The sequence below is a fragment of the Enterobacter sp. 03-F-07-AD-ECC genome, assembly GCF_047530935.1.
In the GTDB taxonomy this organism is placed as follows: domain Bacteria; phylum Pseudomonadota; class Gammaproteobacteria; order Enterobacterales; family Enterobacteriaceae; genus Enterobacter; species Enterobacter cloacae.
The window spans coordinates 15,813-41,239 of record NZ_JBLKBZ010000002.1; the positions used below are offsets into that span (position 1 = coordinate 15,813).

Consider the following 25,427-nt stretch of genomic DNA (forward strand, 5'->3'; position numbering starts at 1 on the left):
TCCTTATATTCAGGCTTTGTTATATAAGGTTTTCGTTTTACCCGTAGTGCGCAGGCGGAATAAATAAGACAATTCCGCCCAGAATGCGGGCACGCGTAATATCTTACGCTGTACGTTTTTTGCATCCTGGCACAATTCCAGATTATTCGAGGTGGATACACCGCCCATTGAAAATTCAGACACCAGCCCTTTAATTCGACGGAACGGGTAGCCTGATTTATACAGACTGGCGGCCAGGGCATAATCTGATGACACTTTATACTGCAGATCATAAGGCTGTTTTTTCAGACCTTTTACCGGGAAGAAAATGGCCTGATGGCTTGCCGGTAAACTGTGATAGATATACCAGCCGGGTTTCGCGCTGCGGCAAATTTTATGTCCGTCGCCAAAATCGAGCAGCGCATCGCCAATATACATCGCGTCGTCTTTCTGGAGCGCCAGCTGACGGGCAAACTGGGCCACATCGTCATGGAACACATCGCCCGAGTTAAGGAAGATGGCATAACGGCCTTGCGCCATGTTAATGCCTTTGTTCATCGCATCGTAGATGCCTTTATCTTTCTCGCTAACGAAGCGTAAGTTGAACTCACCGTTGAGTTTTTCCAGAAACTCCGCCGTGCCATCGTTCGAGCCGCCATCGACCACAATCCACTCAAAGCTGAGACTCGGATCGCGCGCCAGGTTGCGCAGCGAGCGCCAGGTTTTTACCACCCCTTCGTAATTACGAAAGGCAACAGTAATGACGCTAAGAAACATAAATCACCTCATTTCGTCATACGTTCGTAATATTAAGCGCTTTGCGCAGAATAAACGGACAGACAATCAAGAAAGCATATTCCGGGCTAAATATTGACCCCGTAAAAAACAGCGACACTGGCGTAAACAGATAAAGCTGCACGCGAAAGTTCTGGTTATCCCCAAACGCGTTAATCATCATTTTGAAAACTTTAAACAGATACCAGAGCGTCAACAGTACGGCGAACCACGAAAAGTAAATAATTAACAGATACAGGCCATTGTCTATGGTTTTACCGACATCCGCACCGTTAAAGATTCCGAATGATGCAACATATTCGTAAAGTGAGCCGAATCTTACTACACCGTCGATATGGGTTAAGGAATAACCCACCATCACCAGCGGCCCGATAATGCGATAATAGGACGATGAACCTTCCGTTCCCAAATCTCCCAGACGCTCTGAGATATACGGGAATGCAAATACCACGCCTACTAAAAATACCGTCAGGGAGATGATCGCCAGCGGCAGCTTTTTCTTAATCGCATCTTTGTTCAGGTACTGGAATGCCCACTCCAGGAGGTAAAACAGGATAAATGTCATGACCCCTGAGAACGAACCAGACAGAACGATTCCTGCAAGAATCATAGCATCGGTCTTAGGGGTTTTGATACCAAACTGTTTGATGCTGAGCCAAATTGAGATTAACGCCAGAGCGAAAAACGCCGGTTCAAAATAGAGGGCTGTCGTACGCTTACCGCCAAACTTAATGAAGTTCAGTACATAGCTGTTACTGTAAATGAGATATTTCGAAATCATCTCCATCAGGCTGCTACCACCGGTGAGAATAATTTGCGCCATTTCCAGTGCAGCAAGCATAACAATTAACGCAACGGCAATATAAAAGAGCCTGAGGATTTTCCGATAATTGTGCGGAGAAATAGTTTTAAAACGAATACTCCAGACCATGCCAATAATAATGACAATATAAACAAACAGCATGGTAGAGGTGACGTACTTGCTGGGATCCAGCGACTGGCCAAAGATGTAGTTAAACAGCGTCAGGCCAAAGCCCATCCCTAAGGCAATCATCAGCTTCTTGAGGTTGATTTTATCGACGTACAACAGAAGCAGAGCGGGCAAGAAAGTCACAATGGTTATCGGGAAGCTTTCGCCAAGCTGGGCAATTTTGACGTTGACCAGCAGATAGATCAGCGGCAGCAGCAGATAACTACAGACTCTGATAGAACGAGACATATTCCTCCAGCATCTGTTGTCCACTGTAGGCCTTGCGGCTGCGGTTGCGGAACGATTCCAGGTCAGTGCCAAAAACGGCCTGCGCAATCTGCGGCTTCGGCAGTTGCACCAGCGGCAGCACCTCCTGTTCCGCGAACGTTTTCCCGCCCGATTTTTCCAGCACTTCACGCGCCGCATCGCTGTGGGTGGCGATCACCGGCACGCCAATCGAGAGCGCTTCGCAGAGGATCAGCGGGTAGTTATCCACGCGCGAGCTGAACACCAGCGCATCCATCCCGTTGAGGGCGCTCATCAGCTTGCGCTTATCCGTTTCAAACCCGTGATTCACCACGTTAGCGCCATCGAACGGCGAGAATTTGCCGAAGGTATGCAGTTCGATTTTGTCACCCAGCGCCATCATGTCGCGCACCAGCTGCTGGTTGGTTTTGCCGTCGTAACGCAGGTCATGCGCGACGATTGCGATTTTCGGTTTGCCTGCGGTTTCCGCAACCGGGGTCAACTCGGCCAGAATTGCTTCCGTCGCCACGTCGATCCCGTTGTTGATGATCTGACACCGCCCTGCCCCATACAGACTGTTGAAGGCATCGGCCACATGCTGGCTGGGGGAGATAAACGTGCAGCCGAGCGACAGCATGTCGCGGAACAGCTGACGTTTTCCGTCCACCAGCTGGTGAGCGCGATCCACTTTCACCGGCGGGTAATTGGTTAATGTCGGGCACTTCTGGCAGGCGTTTTTCCAGCCTTCACAGCCGTCGGTGAACGCGCAGCGCCCGGTCACGCTCCAGTGGTCGTGCAGCGTCCAGATGAAGCGGGTATCCGGCTTGTGAGCCTGTACCTTCTGGCAAAACGTCACCACCTCTTGCAGGTTCAGCCAGTAGCTGTGCAGCACGTGAAAATGGAGCACAACCGGGCCGGAAGTGCGCGTTAGCGTGCGATAGAGGTTGTTCAGGTTGCCAAACAGATCGCGGTTAAACAGACGAAACAGCGCAATGTTGGCGACAGACGTCAGACGTGGCGTCTGCTTGTGCACCTGCGGATAGCTATCGTGGCTGACGCTTTTCTTACCGCCTTTGCCATAGCCGTAGATAAAACGAGACTGAAGCCCTTTTTGCAGCGCACGCTGGTGCAGATCCAGCGCCACGCCAGCCGCCCCGCCCTCGGCGAGACGGACGTTAAATTGCAGAATGTTCATTTGATCACCTTCACGCGGGCTTTTTCGCCCACTACCAGCGCGTTATCCGGAATGCTGTCCAGCACCACGCTGCCTGCACCAATCGTGACGTTGTTACCAATGGTAATGTCGCCAATGATCACCACGTTCGCCCCCAGCTCGACGTTGTTGCCGATGACCGGGCAGGCCAGGCTCTCCGGCCCCCGGTTGCCGATGGTGACCGCATGACGAATAGTGAAATCATCCCCGGCGACCACGAACTTATTGATGACCACCGCATAGCCGTGGTGAATGGTAAAGCGGCGGCCGATGGTGGCCGCAGCCTGAATTTCATAGCCAAAAATGCATTCGGTGATAATTCGGTACAGCACCAGAACCGGTGCCGCCCAGAGGTTGTTCAGAACATTTTTCTTACGCCACACCGAGCAGAAATGCGCGATGCGGTACGCCAGAACCATGCAGCACGGGCGCAGGCTCCAGCTGTTAGCGCGGCAATCTTCCAGAAACATTATTTCCCCCGCAGTCCATCAGCCAGTCGCTTGCCGTTGCGCACAGAAAACAGCGTCAGCAAGGTACGCCAGGTCATCCGCTTATTGCGGATCTGATAGAGGGTAAAGAGCTGGTACTTCCGGCTGGCACGGTCAAACTTATCCTTGTGCTTGCGGTAGAAATGGAAGTAACCCGAGAATTTTTTTGGTGAGGAGGTGATTTGCATCTCCCCGTGGTTGATGTGCAGGATCTGCGTGGCCTCTTCCACCTTCCACGGCTCGCCATACTCCACCACCATTCGCAGGAAGATGTCGTAATCCTGCGCGGCCTTCAGTTCGGTATCGAACAGGCACTCTTTAAAGCGCCACGCCCAGGTGAACACCTGATTGCCAATGATGTTGCGCTTGTAGAACAGGCGGCGAGAGTATGGTGATTTCGGGTACAGCGGCAGGCTGGCAGGCTGCGAGTAAACCTCGCCCTGACAGACATAGTCGTTGGCATACAGGAAAGCGTGCGTGACCAGTTGTTCCTTGTGCGACAGGAAAATGGACAGACGGTTTGGTGTCCACTCGTCATCGTCGTCGATGCCGGTCAGATACTGCCCTTTGGCCTGCATAATTGCCTGATTACGCACCGCACACGCCCCGGAGTTGATCGGGTTATGGGTATAGCTGACACGCGGGTCATTGAGGTCAGTGACAAACTTTTGCAGCTGCTCATACGAAGAGGAACAGTCATCTACGATGATCAGCTCCCAGTTATCGTAATCCTGGCGCAGCACCGATTTGATTGCACGGATCGCCAGCTGTTGACGATTCCATGTCGGCATATAAATAGAAACTAAAGGGCGTTGTGTGGTCATGGTCTTCCCCTGATCCCTCACCCCGCCCCTCTCCCAAAGGGAGAGGGAGAATAGCTGCACCGGGCAGTTCCCTCTCCCCTCGGGAGAGGGTTAGGGTGAGGGGGATTGTTATTTGCTGTCAGACTTATATTCGTACTCGTAATACCCGTAATCCTGGTACCCGGTCGCACGGCGGAAGATGGAGTTCAGGATCACCCCTTTCACCTCAATGCCGTTCTGCTCGAAGCGGCTCAGGCTGGTTTCCACTTCCTTCAGGGTGTTCACCGCATAGCGCGCCACCATCAGCGTGGTTCCCGCCAGGCGACCGACCACGGCCGCATCGGTCACGGCCAGAATTGGTGGTGTATCGATCAGCACCAGGTCATAGTTTTTGCTCGCCCACTCCACCAGCTCGGCAAAGCGGTCGCTCATCAACAGTTCGGATGGGTTTGGCGGCACCTGACCACGTGGGATGAGGTCAAATTTCGGGATGCTGGTCGGTTTTGCGCTCTGGCTAATCTCACCCTTGCCAAGCAGGATTTCCGACAGGCCGTTAACGTTATTGGTCCCCAGCAGCTCGTGGGTATAGCCCTTACGCATATCGCAGTCGATCAGCAGCACCCGTTTATTGGTCTGGCTGACCACCGCCGCCAGGTTGGCACAGACAAAGGTCTTACCTATCGACGGGCTGACACCGGTTAACATCAGTACGTTGTTTTTGGCCTGCATCATGGCGAAGTGGAGACTGGTACGCAGGCTGCGCACCGCTTCAATTGCCAGGTCCGTCGGGTTACCCACTGCCAGCAGCTGGCTCTGTTTGTAACGCTTGACGCCTTTGACGCTTTTGACCCGGTCATGCGACTTCTGCCATTCGGAGAGCGGGATACTGGCGTAAACGTTGATACCGTTCTCTTCCAGCACCTGGGGGCTTTCGATACCGCGGTTGAACAGCGAGCGCAGCAACACACCAACAATGGAGAGCATCAGGCCGAGGATAATGCTGCCGAGGATAATCAGCGCTTTCTTCGGCTTCAGTACGCCAGGCTGGGTAATGGCCGGGTCAACAATACGCACGTCGCCGACGGTACTGGCTTCGGTAATCTTCAGCTCCTGCTGTTTGTTCAGCAGTTGCATATAGACCTGCTGACCGGATTCCACGTCGCGGGTCAGACGCACAATTTCCTGCTGCGTTTTTGGCATCGCGGTGACGCGGTCATTAAGCTTCGCTTTTTCCTCTTCGAGGGTGCGACGTTTTTCCAGCAGCGTGCGATAGGCCGGGTGACGTTTGGTGTAGAGCTTAGAAATTTCCGCCTCTTTGAAGGTCAACTCGTTGAGTTGCGCATCAATGTTGACCATCGAATCGAGCACCGATTTCGCTTCCAGCGGCAGATCGACGGAGTCTTTATCCTGACGAAACGCGTTCAGTTTGTTCTCTGCATCATCCAGACGTGCGCGCACTTCCGGGAGCTGTCTGGCGAGGAAGGCCAGGCTTTTCGCCGCTTCAGCCGACTTGCGCTCGACGTTCTGCTCAAGGTAGTTGCGGGTAATGCTGTTGAGAATTTCGCGGATTTGATCTTTATCTTCACCGGTAAAGGTCATGCTCAGGACACCCGTGTCCTTGCCATTTTCGGTGACCGTCAGGTTGTTTTGCAGATTGTTGATCATCCCCAGGGTGGAGAATTTGGTGACGGTAAACTCGCTGCCTTCCTGCGCCTGAATAGCGCTCACCTTCATGCTGACGCCATCTTTTGTCAGCATTTGCCCCACTTCACCGCGCGCGCTGAAGCCTGCGTCGCTGGTCAGCTGATACTGCTTCGGCCCTAGCACGGTCAGGGTAAAGGTTTGATCCGCGCTCCCTTTCGGCAGCACAAAGTCGGTAACTTTTACCGTGTCGTTGCTGTGCCCGGTCAGGCGATCCCAGCCGGCACCAAATATCGGGAAGGTATTTTTGGTAACGGAGATATCAAGCCCCAGATCGTGAACCGTTTTGCCAAGCACCAGACGCGACTGGATCAGCTGAATTTCGGCCTCGGAGGCAGGCGGTTTGTTCGCCAGGGCAGAGCCAATATCCTGCACCAGCGAGTTGCCGGTGTTCTGCTCAATCTGCACCAGCGCATCGGCGCTATAGATGGGTGTCGCAAACAGCGTATAGACGATCGCCGCGGCGGCAAACACGGCGGTGATCCCAAGTACCCACCACTTCGCCTCTATGACGGTGCCGACCAGGCGACCAATATCGATTTCATCACTGCCCGAAATCGGGGCGGCAGAAGGTTTTGTTTTTTCTGTCATTGTTATCCCTGCTGAGCTTTCAGTGCCTGCGCCCACTGACGGGCAGACTGGTCAAGTAAGGTATACACCGCCTCAAAGGCCTCACGGCTTTTGCGATAGGGATCGGGGATTTCGCGTTCGTTTTCCCAGTGACCAAACAGCATCACTTTGCCGCGCATCTCCGGTGCGATTTCGCATAGCGAGTGAATATGGCGTTTTTCCATCGTCAGGATCAGGTCATACTCCCGGCACATGCGGCCGGTGACCTGGCGGGCGCAGTGCCCGTCAAGAGAAAGGTTGTGATCGCGGGCCACGCTCGCGGCGCTTTCATCGGCACCTTTACCGACCAGCGCGCCCAGCCCTGCAGATTCGACGGTGAGCTCGGGTTGGTAGTGTTTCAGCAACCGCTCAGCCGTTGGGGAACGGCAAATGTTCCCCACGCATACCACCAGAATTTTATTAAACATCGCGGATTACCAGGTATGAATGTCGCGCGCCGTATCCGTCATGTAGCGAACGCCACTGATGGTTGGCAGCAACTGGTTGATCAGACGGTTCCAGCGGGCAACCGGTGCGGTGGTGACATACACCACGTCATAAGGCTGGAGGCGGAACTCCGTTGCCATTACCAGAGAAGTCGCATCGGACATATCCAGCTGGTAAATATTGGCAATCTTGCCTTTCGCACTGCCCTCGCCTTTCAGCGGACGGATCACGAAGATACCGGTGGCATTAGAGGTGGTGAGATCGATACCCTCTGCATTACCCAGTGCTTCGGTCAGGGTCATGCCGCTGAAGTCCATTTTGAGGGTGCTCTGTTTCTTCACTTCACCCATCACGAAGACTTTCAGATCGTCATTACGCGGTACATACAGAATGTCGCCCGGATAGAGCAGACGGTTCTGGGTCAGGTCGCCGTTTTGCATCAGCGCCTGCAGAGAAATGCGTTGTTCTTTGCCGTTGTGTGTCAGAACGACGTTGCGCCAGTCGGCACCGTCGGTTAAGCCGCCCGCGGCGTTAATGGCGTCCAGCACGGTCAGCGGCACGTTGGTGATGGCCTGCTGGCCAGATTTGTTCACCTGTCCGGAGATATAGGCTTTTTGCGAACGGAATGCGGCGATATTAACGTCCACCTGCGGATCGGCGATGTACTGCGCTAAGCGGCCGGTAATATCACTACGGATTTCGGCAAGGGTTTTCCCGGCAACGTGTACTTTGCCGATATAGGGATAGAACATGGTGCCATCAGACTGCACCCAGTTACCGGTGTCGCTTGAGCTGCGGTATTGGCCCGCTGGCGTGGTCAATTCCGGATGGTCCCACACGGTAACGTTAATCACGTCACCCGGACCTACGCGGTACTGGTAGGAGGCAATTTCCTGGTCCAGAGACATATTCGGCTGCGCAACATTTGGACGTGGACGTAATTGTTCGACCAGACGTGGTGTCAGTGGATAAACATTCACCATTTTGTCGAGATCAAAATCAGCATCCTGTTGTTTGATCACATCCTTACCCATTGTTGACATATTGCTGCCGGGAAAGACTGTACAACCACTCATCAAGGTCACAGACACCAATAATGGCATCAATTTCATTTTGGATTTCATCATTGATTATTTATCACTTTGGCAGAGTAATTATCCTGTGCAATTAAATAAGCCGGGTCGATTTGGCTTTCAGCATGCAGTTGTTCAAATAGAAATATAACTGGCATCAGTCCTAAAAAAAGCTTATTCATCCATTGGCTATTGACAGAATAATCGAGGCTGATTCACACGCTTTCAGGCACGCTACCGCCCTTGGCTTTCAGTTACCAATCCACTGACTAAACAATGCGTTATGGATAGACACCCTCTTTGATAAGGCCTTCTGGAAATATATCAGCCGCTTGCGATACACGGCAGATAATGAATAACCATCACTGAAGACCGGAACAATAATAGCAACAAGGAGATTTAACATTTGATGCTGGGAGAATTGTTGCAGCTAACCTAATAGCAGGCAAGGAGACAACTGTCCTAATAACGGTTTTTAAGATTAATATTAAGAGCAAAGTTTTGACGTTTTAGGATTTTCTTTATATTGACAAAATTAAAATAAAAACCATTTATTGCGATATATCCTAAAATGCGTTCGCCGTAATTAAATCTACGCATTTAGCTTATTTACAGATTCCGCATTGTTCTTCCTTTTTGCCGGATCGTATTAAGAGAAATCTCAGCCCGGCATTGCAATTTCCCCTGGCTTTATCCATGATCGAAGTGTGACATTGCTCATATAACAGAAGGTATTGCGATTACTATGGAATGGATTGCCGATCCATCAATCTGGGCCGGGCTGGTTACGCTGGTCGTCATCGAATTAGTGCTCGGTATTGATAACCTGGTCTTTATCGCCATCCTCGCCGAAAAACTCCCCCCGGCGCAGCGCGACCGTGCGCGCGTAACGGGCCTGCTGCTGGCGATGGTGATGCGACTGCTGCTGCTGGCCTCAATCTCCTGGCTGGTGACCCTGACAAAGCCCCTTTTCTCCGTTTACGGCCTGAGCTTTAGCGCACGTGATTTGATCATGCTCTTCGGCGGGTTGTTCCTGCTGTTTAAAGCCACGGTAGAACTGAACGAGCGGCTCGAAGGCAAAGACAGCGAAAACCCCACCCAGCGGCGTGGGGCTAAATTCTGGCCGGTGGTGGCGCAAATTGTGGTGCTCGATGCGGTCTTCTCCCTGGACTCCGTCATTACCGCCGTCGGGATGGTCGACCATCTGGCGGTGATGATGGCTGCGGTAATCATTGCCATTACGCTGATGGTGATGGCGAGTAAAGCGCTGACCCGGTTTGTTAACAGCCACCCGACCATTGTGATTCTCTGCCTGAGTTTCCTGTTAATGATTGGCTTTAGCCTGGTGGCAGACGGCTTTGGGTTCCACATTCCGAAAGGCTACCTCTACGCCGCCATTGGTTTCTCCGTCATGATTGAGGCGCTTAACCAGCTGGCGATTTTCAACCGCCGCCGTTTCCTCTCGGCAAATCAGACATTACGTCAACGCACCGCCGACACGGTGATGCGCCTGCTCAGCGGGAAGAAAGAAGATGCGGAGCTGGATGCCGAATCCTCCGCGATGCTGGCCGATCACAGTGACGGGCAGATCTTCAACCCGCAGGAACGACTGATGATTGAGCGGGTGCTCAATCTTAACCAGCGCACGGTCAGCAGCATCATGACGTCGCGCCATGACATCGAACATATCGACCTCACCGCCCCGGAAGAGCAGATCCGCGCCCTGCTGGACAGAAACCAGCATACCCGGGTGGTCGTGACGGGGGGTGACGAAGAAGAGGAGCTGCTGGGCGTGGTGCACGTCATTGACCTGCTGCAACAGCAGTTGCATGGTGAGGCACTCAATTTGCGCGCCCTGGTGCGCCAGCCGCTGGTGTTCCCGGAGGGGCTGCAGCTGCTCTCTGCCCTTGAGCAATTCCGTAACGCGCGTACGCACTTTGCCTTTGTGGTGGATGAGTTTGGTTCGGTTGAGGGGCTGGTCACGCTCAGCGACGTGATGGAAACCATCGCCGGTAATTTGCCAAACGAAGTGGATGAAATCGATGCGCGCCACGACATTCAGAAAAACGCAGACGGTTCATGGACGGCCAACGGCCATATGCCGCTTGAAGACCTGGTCCAGTATGTTCCCCTGCCGCTGGATGAAAAGCGCGAGTATCACACCATTGCAGGTCTGCTGATGGAGTATCTGCAGCGCATTCCTCAGCCGGGTGAAGAAGTTCAGGTAGGCGACTATATGCTCAAGACGCTGCAGATTGAAAACCATCGCGTGCAGAAGGTGCAGCTGATACCGCTGCGCGACGAAGACGAGATGGATTTTGAGGTGTAGGAAAAACAAGTTGCTCCCTCTCCCGTGGGAGAGGGATGGGGTGAGGGCATCAGGCCGCACTGGCAGCCGCCACCCGGCACAACGAACATCAAAGCTTATCGAGCAGCTTCTTCACGTCCTTCCCGTTTTGGGTATCTTTATTACGATCCGCCCAGTCGTTCAACCGACGTTTGGCTTCATCCTGCAGATGCTTGCGCAGGACCTGATCCACCTGCAGGCTGTAGTTCAGCGACTGCCATTGGCCATATACGCTCAGCGGTACCGGCGTCTCTTTCAGGAAGTCGATCAGCTTACCTTCACCCTGCCAGCCGGACAGCACCTGAACGTTGAAGTGGGTATCTGCCGTCTCTTTTACCAGATCCAGCTTGCCCTCGCCGGTTAATGACAACAGTGAGGAGGTCCCCTGCATGCCGTTCAGAGAGAGCTGCCCATTGTCGAGCGTCAGGTCACTGCTAAAGCTGTCGAGACGCGTGGCGCTGTCGTAATTTTCCTGCGCTTTAACATCGCTGCTACGCTCCACCGCCTGCTGTACCAGCTGCTGGAAGTTGAGCCCTTCCATGCGGGCATCTTTCAGTTCAAGGTGAGCCTGCCCCTGCCAGTCGCGGCGGAAAGCATCAGCATCGATCTTCGTGCCCGAGAAATCCCCCGCCAGCGTCAGTTGACCCGTCATGGAGATGGGGTAGTCAAAGGCTTTCAGGATGGTGCCAATCTCAACGTTGTCGAGACGCGGCTGAAATTCCGCAGTCGAGGCCTCTTTACGCACATCCAGCGTGCCCGGCAGGGAAAGGTGCCCGGCGCCCATTTTGCCGCTCAGTTCGGAGATCACCAGCAAACCGTTCTGGTTGAACATCTGGCTGCTCACGTCGGTGAAATCGATACCGCGCCAGCGCAGGCTGTTGGCCTTCAGCAGAATGTCCGCCGTGAAGCCCCGCAGACCGTTATAGTCCGGCTGATCGAGATTAGACGAGATAACCGGTCGCGTCTGTTTCCCCTGGTTTTGCCCGAGCTGCGCGGGATCGTTGTCCGTTGCGCTCGCCGGAGGCGGAGGAAGCAGGTTTTCCAGGTTGAGCTTGTCAAACTGCAGATTGAGCACCCATTTCGGCTTCGCCTCCAGAATGACGCTCGCCTGCCCTTTCAGGCTGCTGTCGTTCGCCTGCAGGTTGAGATTATTCATCTCCAGCTGTTTTAACTCTTCACGCCAGACGGCCTGCATCGTTCCCTGACCGGCAATCCCCTGGGCAGGGAGATCGGCTCCTGTCAGTTGCCAGTTCAGCTGCTGAATGTCGGCGGTAAGCTGGTGCGGATAATCCGACGCATTGACGCTGGCATTCAGAGACAAAGTGAGATCGCGCTGATCGCGGTTGACCCGTCCGCTAAACTCCAGCGAAGCAAGATGGTGCTCATCCTGCTCCATTTTGAGGTTGATATTCCGTACGGTGACCTGCTCATCGTCTTCATGCTGGAAAACCAGCACGCTATCGGCCACCTTCAGTTTGCCAATATCGAATGACCAGCCCGTATCCGACGGTTCATCAGGTAAGGTATTTTCCCGCGGCGCAACCGGCGCATCCGCGTTACGCACGGCTTCAGTTTGTTGCGTCAGCTGAATCACCGCGCCTTTTAACATCACCTGGTTGACCTGCAACTGGTGCGAAAAGAGCGGAACTAACGCCACATCAAGGCGCATGTTATCGGCAGACACCAGGGGCTGCGCAGCCCCTGGCGCGGTTAACGACATGCGGCCAGAGAGAATGCTGAGCTGGGGCCAGACGTGCCAGCGCAGCGGCCCATCCAGCTTCAGTTGATAACCACTGCGGGCTTCGACCTGCCGCACCATATAGGCGCGGAAATCATTCGGGTTAACCAGCAGAACCAACGCTGAAAGGCCAGCAACCAGCACCACCAGCAAAATCATCAGCGTTGTCAGAACTCTTCTCATGGCATCCTCAATGGACTAACGATCAGTCTTTATCAATACGGCTGGCAACCGCACCCTGCTGGTCGCGGTATTTTGCGTCCTGACGGCGGTTGTAAGGACGATCGGCCGGACCCGTCAGCGGTTCAAAGCTCAGCGCACCAATCATCATGCCCGGGCGCAGCGCCAGCGGCAGTTTACCGGCGTTGAAAAACTCCAGCACGATTCGGCCCGACCAGCCTGGATCGATACGGTGCGCGGTCACGTGTACCATCAACCCCAGACGCGCCAGAGAGGAACGGCCATCGAGCCAGCCCACCAGATCCGCGGGCAGCGTCACCGATTCAAAGGTCACCGCCAGCGCCAGCTCGCCCGGATGCAGATAAAAGGCCTCGCCTTCGTCGATAACGATTTCGTCACTCATCACGCGATCAAGCGCGGCGCTGACTTCATCCTTCGGCCCGCTAAGGTCGATGAACGGTGCGGTATGGCCGCTGAAGGTGCGGAATTTATTCCCCAGTCGCACATCAACGGTGACACCATTGATACGCTCCACGGGTGGACGTGGGGTAATAGACAGGCGGCCTTCATCCAGCCAGGCTTCTATATCGCGATCACAAAGACGCATGGCACTCTCTCCTTTCGTGCATCGTGCCCTGAGGATAATGACTCAGGGCAAAGCAGGTTATCTCTGAACGGTACACAATTCGCGCGGCTTATTCAAAAAACTGGCTGATTTTCGCTTTTAAGATATCAATGGCAATGCGGTTTTTGCCTCCGCGCGGCACGATAATATCGGCGTATTGTTTGGATGGTTCAATAAATTGCAGGAACATTGGGCGAACGGTTTTCTGGTACTGCGCCATGACGGAGTCCATTGAACGGCCACGTTCGTTTACGTCACGCTTGATGCGGCGCATCAGGCAGATGTCCAGCGGGGTATCAACAAAGATGGAGAAGTTCATTGACTCGCGCAGACGCGCGTCGGTCAGAAGCAGGATGCCTTCAAGGATAATCACCTTCTTCGGCTCAATGCGAATCGTTTCCTGCGTGCGGGTATGTTCCACGTAACTATAAACAGGCAGTTCAATCGCCTGGCCGCTCTTGAGCGCTTCTAAATGCTGGAACAACAAGCTGTGATCCATGGCATTAGGATGGTCATAGTTCGTTTTTACGCGCTCTTCCATCGACAGATGGGATTGGTCTTTGTAATAGCTGTCTTCGGGAATGACGCCGATGTGCTCATCACCAACTTGTTCACGCAGTTCGCGGTAAAGCGTACTGGCAATAAGACTTTTACCTGAAGCCGATGCGCCGGCAATGCCTATAATGACGCACTGATGAGACTTATCAGTCATAAATTTAGCGACCTGATTAACCTGGATGTTAAGGAAGGACGACGCCGGAGCGTCAAACGCGGCAATTATAGGGATTTCACGGGCGTGATACCAGTCGAAAGCGCAGGTTATGCGAGACAGGCTGAAAAGTGACGTCATGTTCCCTGAGTGAAATTTTTACGCGCGTTTTTTCAGCGTTTAACAGGATTTTTTTAAACACTAACTATTTAATAAATCTATGATGTCAAATTATGAGCAGTCGCCATATGAATTGTAAATTGTTTGTACTAGCATAAACCAAATTAGCACATTCACTCGTCCGGACCTTCACTCCTGACGGCATGGCGTCTCTGGATAAAGCGGTAATGAATAAACAACACCAGCGGGTTTTGGTTACCACCCCACATCCTCTTATGCGACTTGTCTGTCTGGGCCTGGTCACCTTTATCTTTACCCTTTTTTCGCTGGAGTTGACCCGCTTCGGCGCGCTGCTGGCTCCGCTCTGGTTTCCCACCGCCATTATGATGGTGGCGTTTTATCGCCACGCCGGAAAAATGTGGCCCGGTATTGCTCTGGCCTGTTCGTTTGGCAATATTCTGGCCTCGTGGATGCTCTTCTCCTGGTCGTCGATTAATCCGACCTATACCGCCATTAACGTGGTGGAAGCGGTAGTTGGTGCATTATTACTGCGCAAACTGCTCCCCTGGTACAACCCGCTGCAGAATCTGAATGACTGGATCCGCCTGGCCATCGGCAGCGCGCTGATCCCCCCGCTGGTGGGCGGTGTGCTGGTGCATTTACTGATACCCAGCCCGGAGCCGCTGCGTAATTTCCTCGTGTGGGTCTTGTCTGAAGCGGTTGGCGCACTGGCCCTGGTGCCATTAGGGTTACTGTTTAAGCCGCACTATCTCCTGCGCCATCGAGACCCGAAGCTGCTGCTGGAAACGCTGGTAACCATGGCCGTGACGCTGGTCCTTAGCTGGGCGGCCATCGTCTGGCTGCCGTGGCCTTTTACCTGCGTCATTGTCTTGCTGATGTGGAGCGCTGTGCGCCTGCCGCGCATGGAAGCCTTTATGGTGTTTCTGGTCACCGTGATGGTGGTTTCGCTGATGATTGCCCATAACCCGGAGGCGCTGACTACGCAGCACACCGGCGCGATGCTGAACGCCCCCTGGCTGCCGTTCCTGATGCTGCTTCTGCCAGCCAACGTCATGACCATGGTGATGTATGCCTTTCGCGCAGAGCGAAAACACATCACTGAAAGTGAAGAGCGTTTTCGTAATGCGATGGAGTATTCCGCCATTGGCATGGCGCTGGTCAGCATTGACGGCCAATGGCTGCAGGCCAATAAAGCGCTGTGTAACTTTCTCGGCTACAGCCAGACGGAGCTGCAGTCGCTCACCTTCCAGCAGCTAACCTGGCCGGAAGACCTGCACACCGATCTCGAACAGCTTGAACAACTGGTCAACGGGGATATCAACACCTACACCCTTGAGAAACGCTACTATACCCGCAGCGGCGAAGTGGTCTGGGCGCTGCTTGCGGTCTCGGTTGTACGTCATGCCGACGGTTCACCGCTCTATTTCATTGCCCAGATTGAAGATATTAACGATCTGAAGCAGACCGAATGGGTCAATAAACGGCTGATGGAGCGCATTACCCTTGCCAATGAAGCGGGCGGCATTGGCATCTGGGAGTGGGATCTGGAGCCGGACATCATCAGCTGGGATAAGCGGATGTTTGAGCTGTATGAAATCCCGCCGCACATCAAACCTACGTGGCAGCTCTGGCACGATACGATGCTGCCTGAAGATCGCGCCCATGCGGAAAAAGTGCTTCGGGAATCACTCATTTCACGGCTGCCGTTTAAGCTTGAATTCCGTATTCGCGTGAAAGAGGGGGTACGCCATATTCGCTCCCTGGCGAACCGGGTCCTGAACAAACAGGGGGAAGTCGAACGCTTGCTCGGTATCAATATGGACATGACCGAAGTGAAGCAGCTCAATGAGGCCCTGTTCCAGGAAAAAGAGCGTTTGCATATTACCCTCGACTCCATCGGCGAAGCAGTGCTGTGTACCGATGTCGACATGAATGTCACCTTTATGAACCCGGTCGCAGAGAAAATGAGCGGCTGGTTGCAAACCGAGGCCATCGGCCAGCCGGTGCTGAAGGTTCTGCATATCACCTTCGGCGAAAAAGGGCCGCTGATGGAGAATATTCACAGCGGCGATATGTCCCGTTCAGATATCGAGCAGGATGTGGTGCTGAACTGCCGTACCGGCGGCGTTTTTGATATCCATTACAGCATCACCCCACTCAGCACGCTGGACGGGCAGAATATCGGCTCGGTGCTGGTTATTCAGGACGTCACCGAATCGCGCAAAATGTTGCGTCAGCTCAGTTATAGCGCTTCTCACGATGCCCTCACCCATCTGGCAAACCGGGTCAGTTTCGAAAATCACCTCAAGCGGCTGCTGCAAACCGTTCAGGAGACGCGCCAGCGACATGCGCTGGTGTTTATCGATCTTGATCGCTTCAAAGCCGTCAACGATACCGCAGGCCACGCGGCGGGTGACGCCCTGTTGCGGGAGCTTGCGTCCTTGATGCTGACCATGCTGCGCTCCAGCGACGTGCTGGCGCGTCTGGGCGGGGATGAATTCGGGCTGCTGCTGCCGGACTGCAATATTGAAAGTGCCCGCTATATTGCGGGTCGGCTGGTCCATACCATCAACGACTATCACTTTATGTGGGAGGGCCGCCTGCACCGGATCGGCGCCAGCGCGGGGATCACGCTGATTGATGAAAATAATCATCAGGCCTCGGAAGTCATGTCCCAGGCCGACATTGCCTGCTACGCCTCGAAAAACAACGGTCGCGGCGTGGTGACAGTGTACGAGCCGCAGCAGGAGCGGGCCCACAGCGCGCGCAGCATGATGTCGCTTGATGAACAGTGGCATATGATCAAAGACAACCATCTGATGATGATCGCCCGCAGCGTGGCCTCCCCGCGCATCCCGGAAAGCTGCAACTTCTGGCTGATTTCGCTGCGCCTGTGGACCAGCCAGGGAGAAGTGCTGGAAGAGCACGCCTTCCGTTCCGGCCTGGCGGAGCCTGAGCTTTTACATGCGCTGGACCGCCGTATATTTAGCGAATTCTTCCGCGCGTATGCCGCTCCGGTTGCCAAAAAAGGCCTCGGGGTCGCCCTTCCCCTGTCCGCCGCGGGTTTAGCCAGCACCACGCTGATCGACGAATTGCTCGACCTGCTGGATAAAGGGCCTTTACCGGGCCGTCTGCTGCATCTGGTCATCGCGATCGACGTTGTGGCAAACCCGGATCCAAACGTCCAGACGGGGCTACAAAAGCTCCGCCACGCTGGCTGCCGCGTGGTGCTCAGCCAGGCGGGACGCAACATGGAGCTCTTTAGCCACCTTGGTGCCAACGTGGCTGATTATCTGATGCTGGACGCCGAAGTGGTGACCAATGTGCACGGCAACCTGATGGATGAGATGATGGTTACCATTATTCAGGGCCATGCCCAGCGTCTGGGGATGCGTACCATCGCCGGTCCGTGTAACCAACCCATCATGATGGATACGCTCTCCGGCATCGGCGTTGATTTTATTTTCGGTGACACCATCGGTGAGCCGCAGCCGCTGGATCTACTGCTGAACACCAGCTATTTCGCCATCAACTGATGGCGTCCAGCCGTCGGTATACCAGATGTGCAAAAGGGCGTAAGAGCGCCACGGCTGCCAGCGCTGGGCGTAGCGGCAAATTTGCGCAGGCGTCATGCCAGCAAAGCGTTGCTTAATCAGGTAGTCATCCGGCAGGAACACATCTTTCGCCTGCCAGCCGCGCAGGGCAAGGTAATTTGCTGTCCAGCGCCCTATCCCCGGCCGCTGCTGTAAGGCTTTCATCCCGGCCTCAATATCCGCAGGCGGGAACAGCGGAAACGTGCCGTCGACCACGGAGCGGGCCAGATGAATCAACGACTCCGCCCGTTTGACCGGCATGCCGAGGGCCTTCAGCGCCAGCGGATCCACCGCAGCCAGCACCTCAGGTGTGGGAAAGCACAGATAGCCCGGCGCATCTTTTACAGGTTCGCCGCACAGGGCTACCACCCGTGAGGCCAGCTTCGCCGCCATCGCCACGCTGACCAGTTGCCCCAGGATCGCCCGCACGCCCTGCTCGTAGGCATCCATCGCCCCCGGTAAGCGCAACCCTGGTCGCGCAGCGCCAAGGTCGCCCAGCGCCTGCTGAATTTGCTGCGGATCGCAGGCAAGATCGAACAGACCTGCGATGCGTTCAAGACAGGTCTGCGCAACCGGGATTAACCCCGGGCTAAGCGTGACGTTGAGCGTATGGGTGTTCAGATCCGGGGTGACGCGAAAGATCCCCTGGTGCCGCTGGCAGGTGAAACTGCGCTCGTAGTAGCGTTCGGTAACCGTCTCGATCCCCTCCACCGCACGCGCGCCAAGAAAGCCAAACATCCATTGCCAGTCATAAGGGGGTTGCCAGGTCAGGGTATACATTGTCACTCCTTTTTTGTTCACCTCAGCATAAACCGAAAGGCCTTGTTTCGCCTTGCTTTCATATTCCTGTTGTCGCCGGTCGGGCATTCCGCTAAAGTCTCGCCCCTTCTCACTGGCATGGGGATTAATCGTGTTTATTGGATTCGACTACGGTACGGCGAACTGTTCGGTTGCGATTATGCAAAACGGACAACCATTGCTCCTGAAAATGGAAAACCAGAGTACGCTGCTGCCGTCAATGCTCTGCGCACCAACCCGCGAAGCGGTCAGCGAATGGCTGTTCCGCCACCATCAGGTTCCGGCCACGGCGGCGGAATCACAAGCGTTGCTGCGCCGGGCCGTCAGTTTTAACCGCGAAGAAGATATCGACGTCACACCGTCGAGCGTCCAGTTCGGCCTCTCGTCGCTCGGACACTACATTGACGACCCGGAAGAGGTCTACTTCGTTAAATCGCCAAAATCGTTTCTCGGCGCCAGCGGGCTGAAGCCGCAGCAGGTGGCGATGTTTGAAGATCTGGTCTGCGCCATGATGCTGCACATTCGCAATCAGGCGCAAACCCAGGTACCGGAGGCGATCGATCAGGCGGTCATTGGCCGTCCGATCAACTTCCAGGGGCTGGGTGGCGACGAGGCTAACCAGCAGGCGCAGGGGATCCTTGAGCGTGCCGCGCACCGCGCGGGCTTTCGCGACGTGGTATTCCAGTATGAGCCGGTGGCGGCGGGGCTGGATTTTGAAGCCACGCTGACAGAAGAGAAGCGCGTGCTGGTCGTCGACATCGGCGGGGGCACCACCGACTGCTCACTGCTGCTGATGGGGCCGCAGTGGCATAACCGTCGTGACCGCGAAAACAGCCTGCTGGGGCACAGCGGCTGCCGCGTGGGCGGTAACGATCTGGATATCGCGCTCGCCTTTAAGAGCCTGATGCCACTGCTGGGCATGGGTGGGCAAACGGAAAAAGGGATCGCCCTGCCGATCCTGCCCTGGTGGAACGCTATCGCCATCAACGACGTCCCCGCGCAGAGCGATTTTTACAGCAGCGCGAATGGCCGCTTCCTGAACGATATGGTGCGCGATGCCCGGGAGGCCGACAAGGTCGCCCTGCTCTACAAAGTCTGGCGTCAGCGTCTGAGTTATCGCGTGGTGCGTACTGCCGAAGAGAGCAAAATCGCCCTCTCCGATCGCCCGGAGCACGCGGTTTCCTTGCCGTTTATCAGTGAAGATCTGGCAACCGCCATTTCTCAGGAAGGACTGGAAACCGCGCTCGCCCAGCCGCTGCAGCGCATTCTGGAACAGGTGCAACTGGCGCTGGAGAACGGCAAAGAGAAGCCGGACGTGATTTACCTGACCGGCGGTAGCGCCCGTTCGCCGCTGATCAAGAAAGCGCTGGCAGAACAGCTGCCGGGCATTCCAATTGCCGGCGGCGATGACTTTGGCTCCGTCACGGCGGGGCTGGCGCGCTGGGCGCAGGTGATGTTTAGTTAAATACACAAACTGAGGCCCCTCGATCATCTCGTGGGGCCTCAGTATCGGTATCTATAGTGAGCGACAACGCTCCACTTGCATTGGGTCTGAATTTAGTCTTTTTCTCCTCCATGCAGACCCTATTGCTGCGGAGCCATACTGCTGCATATAGCGATGAAATTCAGCCAGTGCCATAGGTGGCATGAAATAATACCCCTGCAGGAAATCAACCTTATGGGCGATAAGCCATTCGCGTTGACAGGCATACTCCACGCCCTCTGCAACAGTACGTAACCCCAGAATGCCAGCCAGATTAATGATCGATTCCAGCATCGGCAGCGTCTGATCTTCTGCATGGATCCCTTTGATAAAGATCTTATCAATCTTAATCACGTCCAGCTCGAGTTCATTCAGACAACACAGATTGGCGTATCCCGTTCCAAAATCATCCAGAGCAAAGAGGACACCCCGGTTACGTAACGAACGGATTAACTCTTTTATTGCAGGCGTGACTACCAGTGTCTGGTTTTCAGTAATCTCAATCATCAATTTTATTGGCAGTGATTCCGTTAATTCCAAAAAATTGAGGCATTCCCAATAGAAAACAGGGTTACTCAAATTTGAGGGGCTCACGTTAAACGCCACAAAAAAAGACTGTCCCTGCCAGGTAATATCGTGATTTAAATGACTCGCGACCTTATTCATCAGATAACTTGTCAGATCGTTTATTTGACCACTAATTTCCGCCAGCGGGATGAACTCACGTTGAGAAATGGCATAGTTGTGGCCTGAAGGCCACCGCGCCAGCACCTCAACGCCACACAGCTCTCCTTTACTTCCGAGGATGGGTTGAAAATAAGGCACAATCTCATCATTTTTCAAAGCCAGAGTTAATCTATTAGCTTCGTTGCTATCAAATATACCCTCTATCATTGTTTGGCTTTTCTTGTTGTCATGTGCCCCCCATCGTTCTGCCAAAAAACCATTTCTGGAAAGATAAATTATAGTCTCATTAAAGTTATCAAAACTCAGGCGATGAGTTATTTTATCTCGATAACGATAGAGCGATTTTGGCGTTAAAGAATTTGCCTTGCAAAATTCTTCCAGCCCCACTTTAGTGAAAGAGGCGTAAATCATCTCTTGTTCAAAATCACTTAAATGAAATCTATCAACGCAGCCCAATGTTGACGGAGCGCCCCCCTGCACATTTGACATCAATTTAGTTTTTAGAACAGAAATAAGGCTATTACAGCTTACTTTAGCGTTAACAGACTCACTATTTTCACAGCCTCGATTGATACATTTACTGTCACTCATCGTGAGAACAATACTGTTAACATAGATAAACTGGCTGCTATTTCTTTGCAGCCATTTTTGTATTATACAAAATGGCACTCTGTTATCAATGATTAACAAACAGCTGTTGTACTGTGGCATTAAAATGTCTGAATCAGAAACAAACGTTCCAGAATCAACGAGTACCAGATTAGGCAGAAATGACCTTATTCCTGAGAAAAGATAAATGTCGTAACTGAGCAGAAAGACCTTTTTCGTGTTCATAATTATCACCGTAAAAGTTTAATTGAAAATCGCTTCCTTCTATCGTACAGAGAGAAAGATTATATTTGCTTTGGTTTTCGCAAAACATCCAATGCCCGGTAGACAATATCCGCCTTAATAAAACAAGAACAAGAAATGGTTAATCTTAATGGTCCCTCCCTCCGTCAAGATCATATTTTTTCCACAATGATAAGAATATTTCCGCAGCAGATACAGAAATTTTCCTTATCCTAATACAGTACAAATTAATGCACTTACATTCAGAGCAAGACAAAATAAAATAAGAATAAAAAGAAAAATTACAGAATTAATATCTGTGAAACTCACAAGATGTAGAGAATCACGCCAAAGAGAAGTCCTCATTGTCACGTTACTTTGCTCGACAGACCATCAGCGTGCGCCGTAGATCCCTGACCCCATAAACGTTATCGGTGATATGTATGATCTTGTAATAAAAGAGTTGTTGCTTAGACATGAGCAGGTTGGTTATTTCATCAGGCAAGTCATCGTTATCATTTTTTACCACCGCAATGCGTTGCGTACGCAAATAACCATCACTGTCTTCTCTAAGGAAGCTCAAGGTAGTGGAGCGATTAATAGCATAATGTTTACCGTTAACATCCAGCACCCCAACTTGTGAGAAAGCACCTTCCTCTGCAGAGGAAATCCTCAAAACTAACAAAACCTCACCTTCAATGCTCACCCCCTCTTTTTGAGTATGGAGAAAAACATGGCTTTTAGCCGTACACACAAAAGCCGATGGAATACGAGGGCAATTAAGCAAAAAAAGAAATATCACCATGACCGCAGCGAACATACTAATAAAGATAATTTTCGCATTCATGCACCGTTCCTTTTTGCTCCATTTTACACACGCTAAAGAAATATTCTTTCAGTTTATTACCTGCCGATAAGTTATTGTCATCATAAAATATGATGACTTTATCTCTTCCTTCACAAATGGAACTGTGTTTTTGCCAATTTGGTGAATTCAAAAATCGGGATAACTTCACTGATGAATTATCATCTGTGGTGTAAAAATCACACGAGCCGGATTTCAATATATGTACAACCCCATCGTTATTGCGAAACATTAATATGAGAAAAAAAACCATAACTGCACAGACAGTAAAAGTGAAAACACACCATAGGATAAGCTGCGGCCACCGTCTATACTGAAAAGCCTTATCAACAATATCTAACTGGGTGGTCGTTATTCTTTTACTCTTGATATCATCATTCACGCTGCTGACCCGGGCCTGAAAAAGGAACCCTTCGCGCGGGATCGTGACGATTATATTGTTCAAGCCTAACGATGAAAAAGCTTTGCGCAATATGCTCACGCTTTTATTTAGGCTATGCCCTGAGGGTATCATGCCATGTTTTCCCCAGACCTCTTCGATGATCAGTTCCCGGTTTACTTGCTTATAGTTATTATCAATAAAAAGTTCCAGTAACCTTGAGGTTGGTGCAGAGAGGATAATCCTTTCACCTTGCACACTTAATACCCTCTGCTCTGAATCGTATAAAACCTGACCGTTAATTATTTTTTTCATCCAGATAAACTCTTATTTTTATCTTTGACGAGATTCACATACGATACAGAATATATTCACACCAGATAGTTAGCAATACAAGAATAGTTTGTTCCAATTTTATGAGGCATGTGTAAAACATCCACTACCAACAGGGATATACTTTTGCAAAGCCACTATAAATTTTTTATTTTGTGCTTTCAGTTCGGGGCTTCGGTACGTTTCTCCCGGTAGAATATAGCGAATGGTCGCTTCATCATCGGTCGAATTGCACCCCTTTTGAACAATGATTTTAAAAAAGGTATTTCCTGTATTTTCAAGAACCCCTTTCTGCTCATCCAGCATATAATGCAAATTCATTTTTCGTGGCCGAACAACCAGAATGGTTTCCAGTGCGATAGCTGGTATCGCTTCGCTCTTTTTACCCCTGTTGCGCTCCGGGAAAAGGGTGATGGGCATTTCAGTAAACTGCACACGGTAGTAGCGCTCCTTGTCATCCTGCGGACCACGATAGAAAATCTTGAAAAACTCTCCTGCATCCGGTGCCAGAGAGAAATTAAGCGGTGCAAACAGTAATTCGCCCTCTTCGATAGCCTGGCGACGCTCCCCGCCAGGCCCGGGCTTATCAATTTTCACCGCCGAAATGCTGTAAATATTCTGCTTGTGGCTGTCATTAAAAACACGTTTGCTGATAAAGGATTTATCCGCCGCCATGTCAAAAATGGTTGAATCAAGATACAAGGCGCGTGCGGGCAGGCTAAATAACGCCAGGAGAGCCAAACCAGTAACGATCATAGCCACACGCCATCCGGTCATTTTGTCACCCCTACCCAGTTCGCCATGACTTTTATCTCCCCACTGGCGCTGACCACGCCTTCCCAGTCAGAACCTGATACCGTTAAAGCAGAGCGAGAATCGTCCATCGGAAAGAGCAGTGATAAACGGGTATTGAAGTAACTCCCGTCATCAGTATTGTTGGCGTCCCAGGGCGTTTGTTGCCACAGAGCATCATTCAGGCTTATGGCCGCTTCACCACAGCTATTTCTTGCCTGAGTCACACTACCTGACTGGTTGTTATACTCAAGATAGGCCGGTATCGGTACACTTACTCCACCTTGTGCGGACGTAAACAGGCAGTACGGCGTGTCATTTAACGTTGTGCTATCGCCAATAACTTGCGCGGTAATGCTGTCAGCCTGGCGAGGGCCTGAAACAGTAACGGTATAATCCATTCTTATTGGCGTATCCTCGCCAATAGTGCCGCTACCGCTAGCAGACGTTGTATTATTAGATGAAATAATACTTATCCCATACTCCTTAGGTACGATATTAAGCTGTAACGAAGGCGTGAACTGGTAATAACCTGACTCAGGTGTTAGAGCATTAGTAAACGCAAAGGTAAACGGCTGGCTATTCGTAATACTGACGCCCGCATTGACCAGATTTTTGAGAAATGTCTGCGACAAAAAGAGGTACACATATTCACCGCTGGTGGTGAACACGTTGTAATACGCCGTCGATGCACTGAAGTTATACCATGTGGAGCCATTACCGGAATACCGCACGGTGGCCGCTGCAGGGGTAAATCCAAGCGCTGTTGAATCCACATACGCCCTGAACGTCAATGATGCCGTCAGGTTAGCTGTCTGCTGAAGATTATAGCTGACCATTTTGCAGATAACACCGCTCACGTTACTGACGACGCCCAACTCACAGGCACCTGAATCATTGGTAATACTCGGCGTGCCGTCGCTGGCGATCCACAGTTCCTGGAAGGCGCTGGTCGATTCCAGTGCCAGATGGCCGCGTTTGGTTAACGTGTAGTTTACGTAGTTCCAGCGTCCTGAGGACTGATCTTTGCAGCGCTCGCCTGCCGCGTAATCATAATTGACCGAGGTATAACAGCGATTGAAAACATATGTTTCGCTACTTCCGGTGACCATATTGCGGAAATATTCGTAGGCAGAGTCACTCAGGGAGGCAAACCCATATGCCCCGCCGACCACACCGGCGACAGACCCGACCTGAGCATGGTAGAAACCGTTGCTGTCCGTTCCCTGACCCGTAATATACCCTGTCGTTGGGCACTGCGTTCCACTGTAGCAACGAATACCGCTAAACGGTCCATCGATTGGGGAATTATCAATCCACATATCCTGATAGTTATTCGCCGGTGCCAGCCAACCTACGTAGCCTAAATAGCCTAGACTTACCTGGGAAGTTCCATATTTCACCCAGGTATTCGACCCGCTGAAACGTGGATCAAGCGAGGAAGGAGTAATAAAATACTCACCATCAATGGCATTTTCGATAAACATAAAATTATTACTGACAGATCCGGAGGATGTCGCCGTCAACGCTTTCGCTGTAAAGGGTGTTAAGGCACCGACAATGAGTAAAGGAATAATAATATTTGCACTTTTTTTCATAGAA

20 protein-coding genes are annotated in these 25,427 nt (G+C 52.3%); 3 read left to right on the plus strand and 17 right to left on the minus strand.

Annotated elements, in window-relative coordinates; all coding sequences use genetic code 11:
• Window positions 1-9 precede the first annotated feature (9 nt).
• The 8 genes from wcaE to ACMWKA_RS03040 all read right to left on the minus strand — a co-directional run bounded on the left by wcaE (window position 10) and on the right by ACMWKA_RS03040 (window position 8,378).
• A complete protein-coding gene (gene wcaE, locus ACMWKA_RS03005; protein ID WP_414759979.1) occupies window positions 10-756 on the minus strand; it encodes a colanic acid biosynthesis glycosyltransferase WcaE in 747 nt (248 codons plus the stop codon).
• Window positions 757-772: 16 nt separating this feature from the next.
• Window positions 773-1,993, minus strand: a complete 1,221-nt coding sequence (wcaD, locus tag ACMWKA_RS03010) for a colanic acid polymerase WcaD (RefSeq protein WP_045903315.1) — start codon at window positions 1,991-1,993, stop codon at window positions 773-775.
• Complete coding sequence (gene wcaC, locus ACMWKA_RS03015; RefSeq protein WP_045903316.1) at window positions 1,968-3,185, minus strand: colanic acid biosynthesis glycosyltransferase WcaC; 1,218 nt, start codon at window positions 3,183-3,185, stop codon at window positions 1,968-1,970. Before wcaC ends, wcaD begins: the two co-directional genes overlap by 26 nt.
• Window positions 3,182-3,673, minus strand: a complete 492-nt coding sequence (wcaB, locus tag ACMWKA_RS03020) for a colanic acid biosynthesis acetyltransferase WcaB (protein ID WP_013097879.1) — start codon at window positions 3,671-3,673, stop codon at window positions 3,182-3,184. The genes wcaC and wcaB overlap by 4 nt, the downstream gene beginning before the upstream one ends.
• The gene (gene wcaA, locus ACMWKA_RS03025) at window positions 3,673-4,515 is read right to left on the minus strand and encodes a colanic acid biosynthesis glycosyltransferase WcaA (protein ID WP_045903317.1); all 843 of its coding nucleotides are present in this window, start codon (window positions 4,513-4,515) and stop codon (window positions 3,673-3,675) included. Before wcaA ends, wcaB begins: the two co-directional genes overlap by 1 nt.
• A gap of 108 nt (window positions 4,516-4,623) precedes the next feature.
• Window positions 4,624-6,786 (minus strand): tyrosine-protein kinase Wzc, encoded by a 2,163-nt coding sequence (wzc, locus tag ACMWKA_RS03030; protein ID WP_013097881.1) that lies wholly within the window; start codon window positions 6,784-6,786, stop codon window positions 4,624-4,626.
• 2 nt (window positions 6,787-6,788) lie between these two features.
• A complete protein-coding gene (gene wzb / locus ACMWKA_RS03035; RefSeq protein ID WP_013097882.1) occupies window positions 6,789-7,232 on the minus strand; it encodes a low molecular weight protein-tyrosine-phosphatase Wzb in 444 nt (147 codons plus the stop codon).
• 6 nt (window positions 7,233-7,238) lie between these two features.
• Complete coding sequence (locus tag ACMWKA_RS03040; RefSeq protein ID WP_014170829.1) at window positions 7,239-8,378, minus strand: polysaccharide export protein; 1,140 nt, start codon at window positions 8,376-8,378, stop codon at window positions 7,239-7,241.
• Between the two features lie 691 nt (window positions 8,379-9,069).
• On the opposite strand from ACMWKA_RS03040, the gene ACMWKA_RS03045 reads away from it, so the two are divergent.
• Complete coding sequence (locus tag ACMWKA_RS03045; protein ID WP_058683807.1) at window positions 9,070-10,653, plus strand: TerC family protein; 1,584 nt, start codon at window positions 9,070-9,072, stop codon at window positions 10,651-10,653.
• Window positions 10,654-10,741: 88 nt separating this feature from the next.
• Here the strand turns inward: ACMWKA_RS03045 and asmA are convergent, their stop codons facing one another.
• The 3 genes from asmA to udk all read right to left on the minus strand — a co-directional run bounded on the left by asmA (window position 10,742) and on the right by udk (window position 13,926).
• A complete protein-coding gene (asmA, locus tag ACMWKA_RS03050; protein WP_095439606.1) occupies window positions 10,742-12,592 on the minus strand; it encodes an outer membrane assembly protein AsmA in 1,851 nt (616 codons plus the stop codon).
• A gap of 22 nt (window positions 12,593-12,614) precedes the next feature.
• Window positions 12,615-13,196, minus strand: a complete 582-nt coding sequence (dcd, locus tag ACMWKA_RS03055) for a dCTP deaminase (protein WP_013097886.1) — start codon at window positions 13,194-13,196, stop codon at window positions 12,615-12,617.
• Between the two features lie 88 nt (window positions 13,197-13,284).
• On the minus strand, window positions 13,285-13,926 hold the full coding sequence (gene udk, locus ACMWKA_RS03060) for a uridine kinase (protein ID WP_008500855.1): 642 nt from the start codon (window positions 13,924-13,926) through the stop codon (window positions 13,285-13,287).
• A 344-nt stretch (window positions 13,927-14,270) separates the two neighbouring features.
• Here udk and ACMWKA_RS03065 point away from each other — a divergent pair, with 344 nt between their 5' ends.
• The gene (locus ACMWKA_RS03065) at window positions 14,271-17,600 is read left to right on the plus strand and encodes a diguanylate cyclase (protein WP_038420943.1); all 3,330 of its coding nucleotides are present in this window, start codon (window positions 14,271-14,273) and stop codon (window positions 17,598-17,600) included.
• On the opposite strand, the gene alkA is transcribed toward ACMWKA_RS03065, so the two are convergent.
• Window positions 17,565-18,437, minus strand: a complete 873-nt coding sequence (gene alkA / locus ACMWKA_RS03070; protein ID WP_047351627.1) for a DNA-3-methyladenine glycosylase 2 — start codon at window positions 18,435-18,437, stop codon at window positions 17,565-17,567. The two genes, ACMWKA_RS03065 and alkA, sit on opposite strands and share 36 nt — an antisense overlap.
• Window positions 18,438-18,567: 130 nt before the next feature.
• Between alkA and yegD the strand changes: the two genes are divergently transcribed.
• Window positions 18,568-19,920, plus strand: a complete 1,353-nt coding sequence (gene yegD, locus ACMWKA_RS03075) for a molecular chaperone (protein WP_058651722.1) — start codon at window positions 18,568-18,570, stop codon at window positions 19,918-19,920.
• A 51-nt stretch (window positions 19,921-19,971) separates the two neighbouring features.
• On the opposite strand, the gene ACMWKA_RS03080 is transcribed toward yegD, so the two are convergent.
• The 5 genes from ACMWKA_RS03080 to ACMWKA_RS03100 all read right to left on the minus strand — a co-directional run bounded on the left by ACMWKA_RS03080 (window position 19,972) and on the right by ACMWKA_RS03100 (window position 25,423).
• Entirely contained in the window at window positions 19,972-21,459 is a 1,488-nt protein-coding gene (locus ACMWKA_RS03080; protein WP_414759980.1) for an EAL domain-containing protein, read from the minus strand.
• 370 nt (window positions 21,460-21,829) lie between these two features.
• The gene (locus ACMWKA_RS03085) at window positions 21,830-22,303 is read right to left on the minus strand and encodes a hypothetical protein (protein ID WP_013097892.1); all 474 of its coding nucleotides are present in this window, start codon (window positions 22,301-22,303) and stop codon (window positions 21,830-21,832) included.
• Window positions 22,278-23,015: a winged helix-turn-helix domain-containing protein gene (locus tag ACMWKA_RS03090; RefSeq protein ID WP_038979540.1), complete on the minus strand. Its 738-nt coding sequence runs from the start codon at window positions 23,013-23,015 to the stop codon at window positions 22,278-22,280. The genes ACMWKA_RS03085 and ACMWKA_RS03090 overlap by 26 nt, the downstream gene beginning before the upstream one ends.
• A 99-nt stretch (window positions 23,016-23,114) precedes the next feature.
• On the minus strand, window positions 23,115-23,789 hold the full coding sequence (locus ACMWKA_RS03095; RefSeq protein ID WP_013097894.1) for a hypothetical protein: 675 nt from the start codon (window positions 23,787-23,789) through the stop codon (window positions 23,115-23,117).
• 17 nt (window positions 23,790-23,806) lie between these two features.
• On the minus strand, window positions 23,807-25,423 hold the full coding sequence (locus ACMWKA_RS03100; protein ID WP_414759981.1) for a fimbrial protein: 1,617 nt from the start codon (window positions 25,421-25,423) through the stop codon (window positions 23,807-23,809).
• Between the last annotated feature and the right edge of the window lie 4 nt (window positions 25,424-25,427).